This is a genomic window from Streptomyces finlayi (genome assembly GCF_014216315.1).
Lineage (GTDB): Bacteria > Actinomycetota > Actinomycetes > Streptomycetales > Streptomycetaceae > Streptomyces > Streptomyces finlayi_A.
This window is the reverse complement of sequence record NZ_CP045702.1, coordinates 5,184,195-5,199,687: the sequence shown is the minus strand read 5'-3', so window position 1 is coordinate 5,199,687 and position 15,493 is coordinate 5,184,195. Positions and strand designations below refer to the sequence as shown.

General features: G+C 70.9%; 22 protein-coding genes. 21 read left to right on the top strand and 1 reads right to left on the bottom strand.

What is annotated here, in order from left to right:
• The first annotated feature begins 37 nt into the window (after window positions 1-37).
• The 11 genes from F0344_RS23945 to F0344_RS23895 all read left to right on the top strand — a co-directional run bounded on the left by F0344_RS23945 (window position 38) and on the right by F0344_RS23895 (window position 8,317).
• Entirely contained in the window at window positions 38-826 is a 789-nt protein-coding gene (locus tag F0344_RS23945; protein WP_185300753.1) for a hypothetical protein, read from the top strand.
• A 68-nt stretch (window positions 827-894) separates the two neighbouring features.
• On the top strand, window positions 895-1,296 hold the full coding sequence (locus tag F0344_RS23940; protein WP_185300752.1) for a hypothetical protein: 402 nt from the start codon (window positions 895-897) through the stop codon (window positions 1,294-1,296).
• Window positions 1,293-1,643, top strand: a complete 351-nt coding sequence (locus F0344_RS23935) for a hypothetical protein (protein WP_185300751.1) — start codon at window positions 1,293-1,295, stop codon at window positions 1,641-1,643. The genes F0344_RS23940 and F0344_RS23935 overlap by 4 nt, the downstream gene beginning before the upstream one ends.
• A gap of 325 nt (window positions 1,644-1,968) precedes the next feature.
• Window positions 1,969-2,706 (top strand): hypothetical protein, encoded by a 738-nt coding sequence (locus F0344_RS23930; RefSeq protein WP_185300750.1) that lies wholly within the window; start codon window positions 1,969-1,971, stop codon window positions 2,704-2,706.
• Window positions 2,707-2,753: 47 nt separating this feature from the next.
• Window positions 2,754-4,010, top strand: coding sequence for an MFS transporter (locus F0344_RS23925; RefSeq protein ID WP_185300749.1), 1,257 nt, complete (start codon window positions 2,754-2,756; stop codon window positions 4,008-4,010).
• An 84-nt stretch (window positions 4,011-4,094) separates the two neighbouring features.
• The gene (locus F0344_RS23920; RefSeq protein WP_185300748.1) at window positions 4,095-4,592 is read left to right on the top strand and encodes a hypothetical protein; all 498 of its coding nucleotides are present in this window, start codon (window positions 4,095-4,097) and stop codon (window positions 4,590-4,592) included.
• A gap of 107 nt (window positions 4,593-4,699) precedes the next feature.
• Window positions 4,700-5,116 (top strand): hypothetical protein, encoded by a 417-nt coding sequence (locus F0344_RS23915; protein WP_185300747.1) that lies wholly within the window; start codon window positions 4,700-4,702, stop codon window positions 5,114-5,116.
• Complete coding sequence (locus tag F0344_RS23910; RefSeq protein ID WP_185300746.1) at window positions 5,113-5,889, top strand: hypothetical protein; 777 nt, start codon at window positions 5,113-5,115, stop codon at window positions 5,887-5,889. Before F0344_RS23915 ends, F0344_RS23910 begins: the two co-directional genes overlap by 4 nt.
• Window positions 5,886-6,794, top strand: coding sequence for a hypothetical protein (locus tag F0344_RS23905; RefSeq protein WP_185300745.1), 909 nt, complete (start codon window positions 5,886-5,888; stop codon window positions 6,792-6,794). The genes F0344_RS23910 and F0344_RS23905 overlap by 4 nt, the downstream gene beginning before the upstream one ends.
• Before the next feature lie 409 nt (window positions 6,795-7,203).
• Complete coding sequence (locus tag F0344_RS36070) at window positions 7,204-7,533, top strand: hypothetical protein (protein ID WP_258050081.1); 330 nt, start codon at window positions 7,204-7,206, stop codon at window positions 7,531-7,533.
• Window positions 7,534-7,564: 31 nt separating this feature from the next.
• Window positions 7,565-8,317, top strand: coding sequence for a hypothetical protein (locus F0344_RS23895; RefSeq protein ID WP_185300744.1), 753 nt, complete (start codon window positions 7,565-7,567; stop codon window positions 8,315-8,317).
• A 48-nt stretch (window positions 8,318-8,365) separates the two neighbouring features.
• Here the strand turns inward: F0344_RS23895 and F0344_RS36065 are convergent, their stop codons facing one another.
• Complete coding sequence (locus F0344_RS36065) at window positions 8,366-8,572, bottom strand: hypothetical protein (protein WP_258050080.1); 207 nt, start codon at window positions 8,570-8,572, stop codon at window positions 8,366-8,368.
• 12 nt (window positions 8,573-8,584) lie between these two features.
• On the opposite strand from F0344_RS36065, the gene F0344_RS36060 reads away from it, so the two are divergent.
• From F0344_RS36060 to F0344_RS23850, 10 genes are all read left to right on the top strand, one after another.
• The gene (locus F0344_RS36060; RefSeq protein ID WP_258050079.1) at window positions 8,585-8,974 is read left to right on the top strand and encodes a hypothetical protein; all 390 of its coding nucleotides are present in this window, start codon (window positions 8,585-8,587) and stop codon (window positions 8,972-8,974) included.
• Window positions 8,975-9,000: 26 nt separating this feature from the next.
• Window positions 9,001-9,405: a hypothetical protein gene (locus F0344_RS23885; protein WP_185300743.1), complete on the top strand. Its 405-nt coding sequence runs from the start codon at window positions 9,001-9,003 to the stop codon at window positions 9,403-9,405.
• 203 nt (window positions 9,406-9,608) lie between these two features.
• Window positions 9,609-9,737 carry a hypothetical protein gene (locus F0344_RS36055; protein ID WP_257138169.1) on the top strand — a complete coding sequence of 43 codons (129 nt, stop codon included), beginning with the start codon at window positions 9,609-9,611 and terminating at the stop codon, window positions 9,735-9,737.
• A gap of 30 nt (window positions 9,738-9,767) precedes the next feature.
• Window positions 9,768-10,157 carry a hypothetical protein gene (locus F0344_RS23880; protein ID WP_185300742.1) on the top strand — a complete coding sequence of 130 codons (390 nt, stop codon included), beginning with the start codon at window positions 9,768-9,770 and terminating at the stop codon, window positions 10,155-10,157.
• The gene (locus F0344_RS23875) at window positions 10,154-10,960 is read left to right on the top strand and encodes a DUF317 domain-containing protein (protein WP_185300741.1); all 807 of its coding nucleotides are present in this window, start codon (window positions 10,154-10,156) and stop codon (window positions 10,958-10,960) included. Before F0344_RS23880 ends, F0344_RS23875 begins: the two co-directional genes overlap by 4 nt.
• A 67-nt stretch (window positions 10,961-11,027) precedes the next feature.
• Window positions 11,028-11,378, top strand: a complete 351-nt coding sequence (locus F0344_RS23870; RefSeq protein ID WP_185300740.1) for a hypothetical protein — start codon at window positions 11,028-11,030, stop codon at window positions 11,376-11,378.
• A complete protein-coding gene (locus F0344_RS23865; RefSeq protein ID WP_185300739.1) occupies window positions 11,378-12,205 on the top strand; it encodes a DUF317 domain-containing protein in 828 nt (275 codons plus the stop codon). Before F0344_RS23870 ends, F0344_RS23865 begins: the two co-directional genes overlap by 1 nt.
• A 61-nt stretch (window positions 12,206-12,266) precedes the next feature.
• Window positions 12,267-12,857 (top strand): hypothetical protein, encoded by a 591-nt coding sequence (locus F0344_RS23860; RefSeq protein WP_258050078.1) that lies wholly within the window; start codon window positions 12,267-12,269, stop codon window positions 12,855-12,857.
• Complete coding sequence (locus F0344_RS23855; protein WP_185300738.1) at window positions 12,854-13,654, top strand: DUF317 domain-containing protein; 801 nt, start codon at window positions 12,854-12,856, stop codon at window positions 13,652-13,654. The genes F0344_RS23860 and F0344_RS23855 overlap by 4 nt, the downstream gene beginning before the upstream one ends.
• A 42-nt stretch (window positions 13,655-13,696) precedes the next feature.
• Window positions 13,697-15,490 carry a type IV secretory system conjugative DNA transfer family protein gene (locus tag F0344_RS23850; RefSeq protein ID WP_185300737.1) on the top strand — a complete coding sequence of 598 codons (1,794 nt, stop codon included), beginning with the start codon at window positions 13,697-13,699 and terminating at the stop codon, window positions 15,488-15,490.
• Window positions 15,491-15,493: the final 3 nt, after the last annotated feature.

The following is a 15,493-nucleotide window of genomic DNA, read 5'->3' as shown; positions in this document are numbered from 1 at the left end:
GGCTTGACCTGCGACTCAAAACCCAAACGCAACGGCGTTGCCGTTCGCGTCCGTCTTGAAGAACGGCTCGGGCACCGAGCTGCTGCTCATCGAGCGCCCCGGCCACAGCAGCGGCTACCTCCTGGGCGCACTCACCGACCGGGAGCAAGAGGATCCGCACGATGACCCGACCACGCCGCACAGCATCGTGCTGCCCGCCGATCCCTGTCTCGCTGCCCGCGCCATCGCGGACACGTTCCTGCCCGCTCACCGCCGCGCCCTGCACCACCAGGACCTGAACAACGTTCTGAACGGCCTGGCGCGCATCCGGGAAGAACACGAGACCCTCCAGGCGATCAAAGACTCCGGCCGGTACAGCGACGGCGTGCCGCTCCGCGACTCCCGTCTGATCGCGGGAATGGAAAGGGACTTCGCCGACCAAGCGTGGCTTTCCTATGGCGCTGTGCTCGAACACGCACCCCTCCTGCTCACCCGCTGCCGTCCAGCCGCCACTCCCTGGCCCGAAGACGCCGCGGCGCTGAACCTTCTGCGCGAGGCGCTCGCCCAGAGCCAGGACGCCTGGGACAAATGGAACAACTTGCGCCACGAGTTGTACGCGATCCCGGCCACGCTGCCGGCCCACGAATGGAGCCAGGTCCGCGGGCAGCTCGGCCTCGCCGTCCTGCCCGCGATCGAGACGTGGCTCTCCGACAGCGAGGTGTTCGAGCGCCAGGTCCGCGCCGCCGTACCGGGTGGGTCGGCCGCGCTGTCCGCGCCCACCCCGCGACTCCTGACCGCCCGCCCCGCAGCGCTGCCCGCCCCGCGCTCCGCGCCGGCGCACCGCTGAACGCTCACAGAAAGGATTCGCCCCTGTCTGACCACTTCCGCTTCGGCGCCCATCCCGACCACGGCTTCGTGGCCGCCGCCACCGCGAACATCCCCGCGAAGCTCGCCGACTGGTTCCTGGTCCGTGAACAGTTCGAGCCCGTCCCCGACACCCCGGGTCTGTATCGGCTCACCCACCCCGAGAAGGACGGCATCCGCCGCACCCGCCAGGCCGTGCACGACCTTCGTCGGCATGGCTACGAGGTCCAGGCCGACTACTCCCTCGACCCGGGCCGCAGCGCCGGTCCACCGCAGCCCGCTGTACGCAACGGACTGATGGAGAGCCGCAACCGCATCGCGCAGGCCGCAGCCACCCGCTCCCCGCAGCGGCTCACCGCCCCGACCACCACGCTCCCCGGGGCTCCGTCGCGACCCGCCGTCCTTCCCGTCAACGGCCAGACCCAGACTGCTGGCAAGGGGCGAAGCCGATGAACGGCGAAGCGATCCAGATCACCCGCGGCCGGGGCGGCCAAGTCGAAGTCGAAGGTGGGGTCGATGCCTTCGCCGCGAGCGTCCTGGCCCGCGCCGGATTCGACACCTACCCCACGCTGGGGGGCGTGTGGATCCGGTTGCCCTTCGACCTGGGCCGCACTTGGGAGAACGAGCACGCCACCTGGGCAGCCGAGATGCTCACCGCCGCCCGCTACAACGTAGACCTCGACCAGGACCTGCTCGCCGCCCCGCCCTCGGCGAGCACGCCGTCGGCACAGCGCCGCACGAAGGCCGCCATGACCGTGCAGTCCGCACCCCCGGGCACCTCGCGGCGTCAGCGCCGCTGATCCGACGCCCCCGACACAAAGGCCCGCCGTCCTGACTTCCTCCGCTGCCATCACCCTCCACCTCGCCGCAGGCAACACCGTCGTCGCGCTCCCCGGCGGCGAGCGGCACCGGTGGGCCACCACCGCCCTGGAACTGTCCGGCTTCACCCGGCACCAGGACGAGGCCCATCGGCTGTCCCTCGACAACCGTGCCCAAGCACGTGCGGCGCTCACTCAGCTCCACGAGACAGCCCGCGACTGCCAGGCCACGGTCATCACCAGCGAGCGTCCCTATCTCGGCGACATCGCACACGTCGTCGCCGAGGGCCTGCCCGGCCCGTGGGACGTGGAAATCGAGCACTACCCGGACGGAACCATCCCCGCCCACCTGCTGGACTGGGTGTGGGAGGCCAGCCCCGCCCTGTCCACGCTGTCGAAGTACCGCACCTCCTGTGCGGCGGTTCTACGCGACGGCGGCGGCACCGAACTCCTCCTGACCGAACGCCCATGGGACGGCAGCTACTTGGTCGGCACCCTGCTGCCCTCCCCGGACCACGTCCACATAATCGGAACCGGCGCGCCCCGCACCATCATCGCCACCACCGCCCACGGGGCCGCTGCCGACGTGCGCTCGCGCCTCCTGCCCGAATTCGAGCAACTGGTGCTCCTGGCGCGGCTGCGCGAAGTGCAGGAGGACCTGCAGTGGGTGCGAGACGCCGAGCCGGGGTCCGTGGACGCCGTGGACCTGGAGGCCGCGCTGGAGCGCTTCCTCTCTCACGCGTCCTACCTGATCGAGGCGACTCGCCGGGCCAACGGCAAGACCCTGCCCGCACCAGATACCGCCGTCCTCGTCCGCTTCGAAAGCCTCCTTGCCCCGGTTCAGGCCGACAGCCGCACCCGAGGCGGAGGGGAGCCGGGCGACATCGACGCAGCGATAGCACTGTGGCTCGAGTCCGGCGAAAACCTTGTCGACGTGGTCCGAGCCTCCGCAGACCTGGCCGAGAAGCCCTCCCACCCAGCCATCGCCACTGCGACGCCGCCCAAGCCGCCGACTGCGGTCGCTGCTACCGGACGGACCCGCTGACCTCCACTGCCGCCGCCCGACCGGACCAATCACGGAAAGCAACCGCGTTGAAGCCCTGTACCAGCCGCCCGCCGGCCCGCTCAGCCTCCCGGCCGCTGCTCGCCGAACGCCACGTCGTCCGGCTGCTGGTGGGCACCCTGGCCGGGCGGCTGCCCAACGGCATGGCTCCCGTCGCGATCCTCCTCCTGACCGCCGAGCAGGGCGGATCCCTCGCGACCGGCGGCCTGCTGTGCGCGCTGTACGGACTGGCCAGCGCCATCGGACAGCCAGCCCTGGGACGGATGGTCGACCGGCGCGGGCAGACAGGGGTCACGACCGCCGCCGTCCTGATTACCACGGTCTGCCTCCTGCTGCTGCCGTACACCGACGCCGTCCTCCAGCCGGCGCTCGCGGCCGGCCTCGTGGTCCTCGCGGGCCTGAGCACGCCCCCGCTGGAAGCGAACCTGCGCGCACTGTGGGGCGCCGTGCTGCCGGATCCCGAGCGGCAGCGTGCCGCCCTCGCGCTCGACACCGGAGCCCAAGGGCTGATCTACGTCGCCGGGCCGCCGCTGGTCGCCCTGCTGTCCGCCGCGCACGGCCCCGACGTGGCCATGACGGTCACCGCGGTGCTGGGACTGCTTGGCGCAGCCACGGTGCTCAGCGCCGCGCCGTCCAGGGCGTGGCGTCCCGCCGTTGCACATGCCGGAGGGTTCCTCGGGCCCCTGCAGCACGGCGGGCTGCGCCTGCTGTTCCTCGCCGTCGGCGGTGTCGGCTTCGCCTTGGGTTCGATGAACGTGTGGGCGGTGGCGATGGCCGACCGGCACGGGGTGCCACTGCTGTCCGGGCTGATCCCCGCAGCACTGTCCATCGGCAGTCTCGTCGGCGGCATCCTGTACGGCCGACGCCGCTGGCCGGGTCGTCTGAGCAGCCAACTCGTCACCGCAGCAATTCTGTTCGCCGCCGCCTGGGTGCCGCTCACCTTGGCCCCCGGCCCGCTCGCCGCGACCGCGTTCACGGCGTTGCCGGGTCTCTTCCTCACCGCGCTGATCACCAGCGCGTTCCTGACCGTGGAGGCGCTCGCCCCCGCTGGCACCCGCACCGAGGCGTACGCCTGGCTCATCGCCGCAGTCGGCACCGGGCAGGCCGCGGGCACTGCCCTCGCGGGCGTCCTGTCCGAGGGCCCGTCCGCCGCCGCGCTCCCGACCGCCGGAGCCGTCGCCTGCCTGGTGGTACTGCTCGGCGCCCGCCGCCGTCTCGCCACCCCGAGCAACCTGCGTTTCCGTGGACGGCACCGCCGCGCTCCAGCCCACGCCGCGCATCGCTGACCCGCACGGGACGACCGCGCGAACCGCCCAGGTCTAACTCTTTCCCCCTGAACTACCCCTTACAGCAAGGAGATCACCAAGCACATGGCTGTCCGTACGAGCTGGAAAATTGTCCACAACTGTGGACACGAAGTGACGCACAACCTGTCCGACCGTCCGGCCGACCGGCGCGCCGGATTCGCACGCTGGCTCGAAGGCCGCGACTGCACCGACTGCTGGAAGGCCGCCCGCGACTCCGACACGGAGTCCAAGGAGGCGTGGCTCGCCGCCAAGCGCGCTGAGGAGCAGCGGGCTGCCACGGAGTGGGCGGAGCAGTTCGACATGCCGCCGCTCGAAGGACCCGAGCGGGCCCTCGAATGGGGCGAGCGCTCCCGCCACCAGCTCGTCACCAGCGCATACGGTGCGCTGGTGAGCGAGGGCACCTGGGACGAGGCCGACTGGGCCGTCCTGGAGGACAAGATCCGCACCGTCACGCGGGCGGGCTGGTGGATCGACCAGCGCGACGCCGAGGGCTCTGACCTGCCCGAACTCCTGGACGCCGCAACGTCCGACGACATCGGAACCGAGAACCCGTTCCGGTAGAACGCGGGGTCGTATACCCGACGATCCCCGGTTACCGAAACCGGGGATCGTCCGGATGCTTGTTCCTCCCACCGCCTCCCCGCGCACCTCGTGGAAGGAACCCTGCTGTGCCCGTTTCCCGCCACCCGCATGCCCCGGGTGACATCGTCACCCCCGAACGCGACGTCACTCACGCCCACTTCCGTCCCGGCGACCGGGTCGTGATCCTCAAGGGTGTCGCCGGGAGCGAACTGTGGGGCGACGCTTACAAGGTCGTCACCTCTTCATGGCACACCCCGACCGACGAGGACGGCTGGCGTCTGTTCGACGCGGCCGGGGGCGAGCGCTCCTACATCACCGCGCACCCGCGCTACCTCGTCCACCTGTCCAGCCGTTGCCCTGACTGCCTCATCTACCAGCAAGTGCTGCGCACTTACCTGGTGCCGCGTCTGGCCGGCGCCGACGAGGACATCGACTGCGGCTGGTACTCGGTCACCCACCTCAACCAGGTGGTGCACGTCGCCGACGCCCGGGGCGGGAAGTGACACACACCCTGCCGCGCCCGGAGCGCACCGCCGCTCTGGCACGCGCGGCGTCGATCGCCATCGAGACGATCGGCGGCTCGCAATGGCCGGCACGCCTGGCCGAAGCGCTCTGTGAGCTGGATGCGACCTGGCAGGAGTCGGCCGACGTCTGCTCCGATGTCGCGTGGCAGGCCCGCGCCGCCGGGAACAGCCCGCTCGCGCTGCTCGCGGCCGAACACGTCACCGACGCTGGGCCCGACCCGGTCGTCCAGCGGACGTATCGGCACCTCTACCTCAGCACGTTGCGCTACGACTTCCGCTGCCGCGACATCGAGGACCTCATGAACAAGGTGCCGGTGAGCGTGCTGAACGAAGACCCGTACAGCGAAGCCCTGTACGGCTTCTCACGGTTGGGGCAGTCACGCTCCGACGGCCTCGCCGTCATGCACCGGGTCCTCGTTGCCGCACCCGGCCATCCCAAGACCCTGCACGTCCTGCTGCACGGTGTGTGGCTGGGCACCTTCCTACCAGGCCGAGCGCCCCTGCTGCTGATGCTCGTAGGGCTGCTCCCCAAGGGCGGACTCGACGATCCGATCGCACTGTTCCGCATGGCCTCGGCCCGGCGCACCCTGGGCCACTATCCCGAGGCCCTCACCGCCATCGACCACGCCCTGGAGCTGCTGGCGCCCGGCGAACTGGCAGTCCACGCCGACCTGGTACGCGAACGCCTCCTCATCACCACCGCACACGACCTGACCCGCCTCATCCGCAACCGCCCGGACCCCACCCCATGATCATCCGCATCAACCCGCGCGCCCCCAACACCAGCGAGCCGCTCGCCGAAGCCCTCGGCCGCCCCGTCAGCAGCCAGGAGGGCCTTACCGACCACACGGTGGTCGCCCACTGGTCGGGGCTGGACTACTACACCCCCTTCGACGAACAGCAGATCTGGACGTCCACCGAGTGGGCCGAGCATCTGGACGACCCCACCTGGCAGCATCCCTTCCCCGCCGACCCGAAAGGCGACCACCGCGCCATCTGGCACGCGGACGTGCGCCTGGCCCCCGACGACCGCGACCTCACCGGACCGGAGTGGTCCGAGATCGCCCACCGGATCGCCCGCGCCGCCGGCATCCAGCGCCCGGGCGACCATCAGGGCTGCCGCTGGATCGCCATTCAGGCACAGCCCGGCCGCCTCGATCTGCTCGCCAACCTCCTCCGGTTGGACGGCACCTGGGCAGAGCAGCCGCATCGGCTTCTCGCTCTCGTGACCGCTGAGGGCCGACGCATCGAAGCCGACCTGGGCCTCATCTCGCCCCGGACTGGAGGTCCTGACCCGGATTCGGCCGCCCGCTTCGCCGCCCGGTACGCCACCCCGCAGGCCAGCGTCAGCGACGCTGCCACGCAACTCGCCGGGCTGCTGGGGCAACTCGCCGACGAGAACACCGGGCCGCTGTCCACCGTCCGCGGTCTCGTCGAGCACGCGGCTCATCGCCTCGACCGCCTCCCACACGCTCACGCACACGGCAGCGCACACCAGCTGGAGTTGATCGCACGCCGCCTGCACGGCATCCAGCAGGATCTCGACGCCACCGCCGCCGCCCTGCCCACCGCCCCAGCGGCCCCGGCGCGACCGGCACCTCCGCCATACCGGGCACCGGCAGCCCCCGCTCCTCCCGGTGCCCGCCTTGCCCGCTGACCCGCCAGAAAGAATCGCCTCTTGGCCCTTGCCGATCGTCATCTGAACCTGGGGCGCGACGAGCGAGCACTCCGGGGAAGTCCTCGCCCGCGGCGGCGATCTGGAAGCCCACAGCATTCTGCAGCGCACCGGCTTCGTCCCGGTCGTCCGCCTCCACGAGACGTATCACCGCCTGCCCGTCGGCCTCGACGCAGCCGAGGAGACACGTCTCGCCGTCCGCGCCGTCGCCCGGCTCCGCGCCGTCAGCTACCACGTCGAGGCCGACGAAGCCTTCGACACCGAAACGCGCGAGCCGCACTACCTGCCGCTCGGGTCACAGGTCGCTCACCTCGCCGAGCAGATCCGCGAAGCCACCACCAGCGACGAGGTCTCCGACGTACTGACCGAGCTGACGGCCTCCCACGACGGCGTGCTCATCGCCCTCGGCGAGGTCCTCACCGCGGCTGCCTCGTTCTATTCCGACCTCGGCCAAGCCCCGGATCCGCACACCGCCAAGCGGCTGCAGTACCTCGTCGAGCACCGGCTCGGCGTCATCTGGTCCGACCTCACCCACATGCGCAACGACCTCGCCGACCGGCACCAGGACCACCCCCAGCGCCGCGCCTGCGCCGCCGAAGTCGGACCGGACGAACCCGAAGCATCCGCCGTCTGTGCCTGCCCGCCGCATCCACCGCGCCTGGCCACCAGCCCTGTCGCACCGCCTGCCGCACCCACCCCTGCGGCACGCCCCCGGCACTGATCCCCGCTCCCTTTCCTTCTCTGAGGAGACCATGCCCGACCCCACCCCCGACACCGTCCTCGGCTCGTTCGCTGCCGTCCTCGCCGGCGAACTGCCCGGCGACTGGACCAGCACGTACCACCCGGACCGTGGCGGCCTCAACGTCCACCACGTCCTCACCGACCGCGTGTGGGACATGAATGACGTCGCCGAGGCCCTGGCCAAGCGCAACGTGGACCACTGTGCCGTACTGGCCCGGCATGACGGCACCCGCCTCTTCGTCGCCGAGCAGCCGGGCCCCGGCGAGGGACACCTCATCGCCGCCATGGCCCCCGACGAAGTACCGGACAAGGCGTTCAGCGGCGTACGCGAGCCCGACGGCATCGTGGTCGAAGCCGATCCGTTCAGCGCCGCCGCCGACGTCACCCTCGATCTGCTGCCCCGGTACTACGTAGCGCTCGCCCAGGCGCGAGGCAACGCCGACGAGCTGGCACTGCGGCAGACCGATCCACGACGCGTCGTCATGACCTGGTCTGACGGCTCGCTCGTCGTCGACAAGCCCGACCGCCTCGACATCACCCGGGTCCTGACCGAGAACGGCTTCACCTTCGACCCGGACCGCGACGTCTACGTATTGTCCGGTGACGACACCAACGAACAGGCCGCCTCCGCACGAGCCGCTGGGGCCCGCCTGAGCACCCTGGGAGTCAGCGTCCAGCTGCGTCATCCGCAGGCCCGACCGGCACTGGGCACCGCCCCGGCCGCGCCGCCGCCGACCGTCGCCTCCCCGCACCGAAGCCGATGACGCGCCGCGACGACGAGCCCACCTTCTTCGCCCTGGACTACCTCACCATCACCCGCGACCCGCGCCCAGCTGGTCGTCGCGATCGGCGGCGACGCTCGTGCGGCGGGCATCCTGCAGACCGCCGGTGGTTTTTCCTCGGCCCCGGTCGCCGGCCGTGACTACCACCGTCTCCCGCACCACCTGCCGGTGGAGCACCAGCGCCATGGCGCCACGGCCGCAGCCCACGCCCTGCTCCTGGCCGGGTACAGCGTCCATCTCGATCCCTCTTTGAACACCCTGACCGCTCCGGACGGCGACGGGCAGGCCGCCCGCCGCTACCTCGACCGACTCGCCGAGCGCGCCCGTGCCGCCGAGACCGATCAGGACGTCGTCGCCGTCCTGTCAGAGATCGCCGCCCCGGAGGAGGGGCTGCTCCCGCAGCTGGTGCAGTCCCTGATCACCACGTGGGCGACGTGGGGCGAGCGCCGATGCGAAGCCGGCCTCGATGAAGGACCCGTGGACCAGCTGATGGAGACGACCAGCAGCCTTTCCGACAGCGCCCGGCGGATCACGCAGATCCGCAACCAGGCCGCCCGGCACACCCCGCCGGCCGCCGCGTCCGAAAAGGCCGTCCCGCCTCCAGCTCCCTCGGCCGCTCCGTCTGCGCGACGGCGATAGCCCCTACCCAGAGGAGCCACCCGAACGTGGGAAACCGTGCTGACGACGAAGGCACCGACGTCACGATCTACCGCAAGGCCCTGACCGACACCGTCCACGCCGACACCCTGACCGGCGCGCCCGAACCGCTCCTGGCGCTGCTCGACCGCCTCGGCTTCGAACGCCAGACCCTGGCCGCCGCCGGGCCTGTCTACATCTGGCACGAAGCGCCCGGCCACCTCGACGAAGCCGCGAAGAAGCAGCTCGCCACCCATGCGGTGCCCTGGCTGCACAAGGCCGGATACATGGTCCACATCACCGATGACGTCTGGGACTCCGCCGCCTACACCGACGCCGCCACTGCGATGCGCAACCAGAGCGCCCCGGCTCCGCCACCGGCCGTGGCCGCAGTCCGAATTACCGACCCTCCGCCAGGCACCCGCCGCCGGTGAGACGACCGGCACCAGAAGCGCGCCCCGGCATCCGCGCCGTACCCGTCCGTCACCCGACCAGACCGTCCCCGTACCACCGGGGCCGGCAGCGACCCTCACCAGGAGCCCCTGTCACCGACGAACCCGACCGCACACCACCGCCCATCAGCTCCAGCCGCAAGCCACGCCTGGTCACAGCCCTGTTCCGCAGATACCTGCGCGCCGTGACCGTCGGCAGCGGTGAACGCACCATCCCGTTGGCCGGCGGACGCCCCGAGGCGGCACTCGACGAAGCCCGCCGCCGCGACGCCCACCTCTTCGTCGACAGCTACCGCCTCCGACACCACGACTAACACCGCCGAACCGCCCTGTTCAGGAGGCCCATGACCGACTCGAACCTCCCTTCCGTACAACTGGCCGAAGCCGTCGCCGGGCAGATCGGCCAGCTCCGTCGCCTCCTCGCCCTGGCGCCGCCGCACGAGGCGGCCCAGATCCTCGCAGGCGTCCTCGACTACGACACCGGCATTCTCGGCGAGGCCACCCAACTCGTCGAAACGGGATCGCGTTTCGCGAAGGTCCACTCCGAGCATGGCGTCCTGCCCCCCGAGGTCTGGCTGGCCCTCGGCCGCGCCGCCAACGAACTCGACAGCGTGGGCCGCGACCTCGCCGAGCACACCGACACGATCAAGCAGGTGGCCAAGCCCACCGCCCCCTCCAGCAGACCGACCGCTGCGCCGGTCGCGTCCGCGATGGTCATCCGGCGGCGCCGGTGAAGAAGAACCAGCAGTGGTCCGGCTGGGGCCCCACCAGCCAGCAGCCCCAGCAGCACTACCTCGTCGAGCCCCGCCACCTCGCCGGCGGCGGCGACGTGCGCTACGTCACCGAGTTCCTGCGCGCCTCCGGGTGGAAGGACAAGTCCAAGAACGGCGGACCGGCCGTCTTCGACAGCCCCGACAAGTCCGTGCGTATCGGATACGACCCGTACATCCAGCCCGGCGGCTGGACCATCAGCGGGAGGCAGACCGCGACGCAGGAGGCATGGCACGCCACCCTCGGCCGCCAGGTCCCCGTCGAGATCGTGGCCGGCGTCACCGACGCACTCACCCGGCCGAAAACCGCGCACGCCCCCAACGTGTGGGAACCCCTCCAGGAGCAGGGCTGGGATACCGAGCGAGGACAGCACTTCACCGCGCGCAGCCCCGACGGCGACGCGTTCGTCCGCTTTCACCAGTCGGCCCCCGGACAGGCGCATTGGTGGGCCGGCGCCCGCAACGAACACGGCCGGGTGTGGGAGGCCGTGTTCACTCCGACCACGCCGATGCACCTCGTGCAGGCGTTCAGCACCGCGCTCGCCGATCCGCAGCCGGTGATGCGGCCCCTCGGCCATGTCCCGCCCTCCCAGAGGATCCGCACCACCTCCGTGTCCGTGCTGCCCTCACAGCTCAGCGCCTGGCAGCAGGCCCGGATCACCGCGGCCCGCGCCACCACCTGGGCCAGCAACGCCTTCGCCACCAACAAGGCGCGCCCTCAAGGCCCCGGAGCACGCCCGTACGCCAAGGCCGGGCGGACGCGGTGAGCCACAAGAAGCACCGCTGACCGGGCTGCCGTACACCCTCCTCATTCCCTCTTTACGAAGGACGTTGATGCCCAACCCCTCTGTGCCCAGCACCGACCAGGTCGCGCAGGCGACCGCCACCCTGGCCCAGGCCAAGGACTACCTGCGTACCCAGCCGCCCGTATCCGACGTACTGCCGCTCCTCGCCGGACTCCTCGACGAGGACACCGGCGTGCCCATCCTGCTCGGCGATGTCCTGCGCAGCGCCGCCCGTCTCATCGCCGAGCAGACCAGCACCGAGACCGACGAGATCCGCCTGATCATCACCGGACTCCGGGAGGCCGCCCAGGAGGCCACCGACTGGCACGTCCTGCACTGGGACGTGCAGCGCCTGCGCGGCTACGCGTTCGAGGCAGCCGGGCCGCCGACGGCCACGTGATGACGCGCCCCTACATCGCCAGCCAGGCCGACGACCCCTGGTCCCGTATGTGGTGCGACACCACGCCCCGCCACCTCGCCGGGCCCGGCGACCCGCGCCATGTCACTCAGGCCCTGCGGGCCGCCGGGTGGAAGAACTTCGGCGACCCCGACTTCCCCCACGTCGTCCTGGCCAGCCCCGACTACCAGCACACGCTCGTCCTGGAACCCACGCCGGAGACGTACGGCTCCTGGTGGCGGATCTCGTCGACGCCGTGGGGCGGTTGGCACGCGTCCTTCGGCGGCAACACACCCGCCGAGGTCATCGCCGGATTCACCGACGCGCTCCTGCGCCCCACGCCCGAAAGCGAGCCGGACATCTGGCCGGCCCTGCAAGCGGCTGGCTGGACCTACGAACGCGACGAACGAGGCAACGAGCACGCACGCCACCCGGACGGCATCACCACCATGGAGCGGTCGGCCACGCTGACCGGCGACCACTTCGCCTGGACTGCCGAAGTCGCACTGCCCACCGGGCTCGGCGGCCACAACCGGCTGTGGCACGCGTACTTCGACGACCGCACCCCTCGCCACCTGCTCGCCAGCTTCGCCGCCGCCCTCGTCGATCCGGCCCCCGTCTCCCGAGGCCGCTACGACGTCCCCCACTCCCACCTGGTCACGCAGGTGGAACGCGGTGCTCAGGGTGATCAGCTCGCCGCCGCCCACGACGCGCGACTGAAGGCCATACGGACGGCAGCCCGCAAGGCCCGTCGCGCTTCCGCACTCACGACACGTCCGGCGTCGGCACCCGGTGCCGAGACGACCATGCCTGCGGCCCGCAGCCGCTGAACGGGGCGGAGGGAGCCCCAGCCGCTCCGCCCCGACCACACCACCTGCCCGAAGGCCCCTCTTGACCATCTCACTTGAACCCGGGAGCGAGGAGCACTGGCTCTACCTGCGCCAGCTCGCCCACTACCTGCGTCACAGCCGGCAGATCCTCGCCACCTGGGACCACTACTCCGCACGGCACTCCGACCCCGAAACGTTCCAGCCCCACGACGAGGACGCCTACGGACTGCGCCAGCAGCAACGCGACGCCGACACCCTGGCCGCCTTCGGTCGCGTGTACTACCACGCCGACGAACTGGTGTATGTCGCCGAACAGCAGCTCGCCCAGCTCCCGGCATCCGACCGTACCCGGCGCTACGCCTGGCAGGTACGGGAACTGCATGAGGCCACGGAACACCTGTACGCCGTTTACAACGACTGGCTGACCGTACGTGCCGCGCTGCCCGAGAGCGCCCGGCCCGGCACACCGGCCTACGAGGAACCGCTCGCCGAGAGCTACGCGGAAGCATGGCACTACCTGGACCAGTGGGCGATCCACGGCGAAGCCGTCTTCGCCGTCAACGCGCTGGCCGAACGGCAGTCGAAGACCGGCGCACCCACAGCGGTCGCCGCCCCTCCGGCACCCGCCGTTGCTGCCAAGGTGCGGCGGTGAGCGCGGTGACCGAGTCCATCGAGCAGACGCTCATATCGCCCGGCTATCTGGCCGGCAGTGGCGACCCCGCCTGGGTCACTGCTCCCCTCCGTCGCGCCTCTGGCTGGAGCACCGCCGGGGATCCGCTGGTGCCGCGGGTCATCCTCACCAGCCCCGACCAGCTCGCCCAGCTGCGCATCGCACCGGACCCCGACCCGGCCCAGCCGTGGTGGACCCTGCGTCATGCGCACCACGGTGATCAACGCGCCTGGGAGATCACCTTCGACGCCCAGACCCCAGTCGAGATCGTCGCCGCGGTCACCGACACGCTCACCGCTCCCGGGCCGCCGCCGACGGCGTCGGTCGACCCGTACGGTCCGCTGCGCGCTGCGGGCTGGCACGCTCCCCGCCACCACGACGGTCTCACCTCGCCCAAGGGGATGAGTTCCCCCAACGGCCTGGCGCGAGTCGACCGGATCGTTGACGAGAGCGGGCGCAGCGCCGGCTGGGTCGTCGAAACGTCCGTCCATAACCTCCCCGCGATCTGGCGCGCGTATGTAGACGGCAACACGCCGTCCCACGTGGCCTCCGCGCTCTTCGGCGCACTGGCCGACGCGACGCCCCTCGTCCGGAATCCACACCGCGTTCCCCCGCTGGCCGTCACTCACGGCAGTACCAGCACCCGGCAGGTCAGCGCAGAGTCCGTCGCCTTCGCACTCAGGAACCGCATCAGCGCCCTCGCCCAGCGCAACTCCGCATCGCCGCCATCGGCGCCTCCCGCTCCACCGCACGCCCCCACGCCGCGCCGCACCCGCTGAACACCCGCCACCGCGCCCCTCCCCGCTCCCTGGAACAGCCCCTTGCCCCAGCCCAACTCCACGTCCACCGACGGATACGACATAGCCTTCCGCGTCCTGGGAGTAGCCCTTGCCATCGCGGTCCCCCTGGCCAACCTGACCTGGTTGGGCGGCACGATCACCTCCAAGGTCACCGACGCCGACCCCGGTGCCCCGTACCAGCCCGTCCAGGCCCTGCTCCATCCCGAGCAGCTCTGGCCCCACCTCGGTGAAACGTCCCTGCTCATCGGAACCCGCATCGTTCCCGGCACCCTGCTGTTGTCCCTCGCCGTCACCGCAGCCGTGCTGTACAAGCGGCACAAGGACGGCGGAAGCGGACGCCGGAAACGCGTCGTGGGCATGGCCAAGCACAAGGACATCGAACCTTTGATGTCCAAGGCCATCACCGCCAAGGCCCGTTCTCTGCGCCCGAGTTTGAAGAACGCCAAGCACATCGACGCAGCCGATTCCGGCATCCTGCTCGGCAACCTCCAGGGCACCAAGCGCGAGGTGCGGATGGGCTACGAGGACGTAGCCGTCGCGATCATGGCGCCCCGCTCCGGAAAGACCACCAGCCTGGCGATCCCGTCCATCCTGGCAGCGCCGGGCCCGGTCATCCTCACCAGCAACAAAGCCGCCGGAGACGCCTACACCGCGACGCTCGACGCACGGGCAGCCGTCGGCCGGACCTGGTCGATGGACCCGCAGCAGATCGCCCACGCCGAACGATCGATGTGGTGGAATCCGCTGGCCGACGCCAAAACCTTGGACGGCGCCGGGAGGTTGGCCGGCCACTTCCTCGCCGCCAGCGTCGACGCCAGCCAGCAGGGTGACTTCTGGTCCAAGGCCGGGTCGAACATCCTGAGCCAGCTGTTCCTGGCCGCCGCGCTCGCCGAGAGGCCGATCACCGACGTGATGGCCTGGCTCGCCTTCCCCGCCGACCGAAGCCCGCTCGACATCCTGCGTGACCACGGCTTCGCCGCAGTCGCCGCTCAGCTCAAGGGAACGGTGGAGGGGCCGCCCGAGACACGCGATGGCATCTATGAGACGGCCCGCCAGTACGCCGCGGCCCTCCTCAACACCGAGATCGCCGCCTGGGTGACCCCGCAGAAGAACGTGCGCGAGTTCACGCCGTCCACGTTCGTCACCTCGAAGGACACGCTCTACCTGCTGTCGAAGGACGGCGGAGGCGGTGCCAGCGCACTGATCGCCGCGTGCGCGGACAGCGTGATGCGGGCCGCGACCGCTCAGGCCGAACGTGCTGGTGGACGCCTCGATCCGCCGATGCTCGCGATCCTCGACGAGGCCGCGAACGTCTGCAAAATCAGCGACTTGCCCGATCTGTACTCCCACCTCGGCTCGCGCGGCATCATCCCCATCACCATCCTGCAGAGCTACCGCCAGGGCCAGAAAGTCTGGTCGGACACGGGAATGGACGCCCTGTGGTCCGCTTCAACGATCAAGGTGATCGGCTCCGGCATCGACGACCCGGACTTCGCGGACAAGCTATCCCGGCTGATCGGCGATCACGATGTCGAGACGACGTCCACCTCGACCTCGGAGTCCGGCAAGTCCACCTCCGTGTCCATGCGACAGGAACGCATCCTGGCCGCCGACGCCATCCGCGCGCTGCCCAAGGGCACCGCACTCGCGTTCGCCACCGGCATGCGCGCGGCCATGCTCGATCTGCGCCCCTGGTATCTCGAACCCGGCGCTGACGAACTCTCCGCCGCCTCCGACCGCGCCTCCAAAGGCATCACCGCACGAGCCATCGCCAAGGCCGCGCCGAAGCAGTCCGACTTCGGCCCCACCGCGTAGGGC

Excerpts from the sequence above, each read along its gene's own strand:
- F0344_RS23935 (WP_185300751.1), top strand. The coding sequence starts at position 1,293 with ATGAACGGCGAAGCGATCCAGATCACCCGCGGCCGGGGCGGCCAAGTC.
- F0344_RS23920 (WP_185300748.1), top strand. The coding sequence starts at position 4,095 with ATGGCTGTCCGTACGAGCTGGAAAATTGTCCACAACTGTGGACACGAA.
- F0344_RS23905 (WP_185300745.1), top strand. The coding sequence starts at position 5,886 with ATGATCATCCGCATCAACCCGCGCGCCCCCAACACCAGCGAGCCGCTC.
- F0344_RS23895 (WP_185300744.1), top strand. The coding sequence starts at position 7,565 with ATGCCCGACCCCACCCCCGACACCGTCCTCGGCTCGTTCGCTGCCGTC.
- F0344_RS36065 (WP_258050080.1), bottom strand. The coding sequence starts at position 8,572 with ATGGACGCTGTACCCGGCCAGGAGCAGGGCGTGGGCTGCGGCCGTGGC.
- F0344_RS23880 (WP_185300742.1), top strand. The coding sequence starts at position 9,768 with ATGACCGACTCGAACCTCCCTTCCGTACAACTGGCCGAAGCCGTCGCC.
- F0344_RS23870 (WP_185300740.1), top strand. The coding sequence starts at position 11,028 with ATGCCCAACCCCTCTGTGCCCAGCACCGACCAGGTCGCGCAGGCGACC.
- F0344_RS23865 (WP_185300739.1), top strand. The coding sequence starts at position 11,378 with ATGACGCGCCCCTACATCGCCAGCCAGGCCGACGACCCCTGGTCCCGT.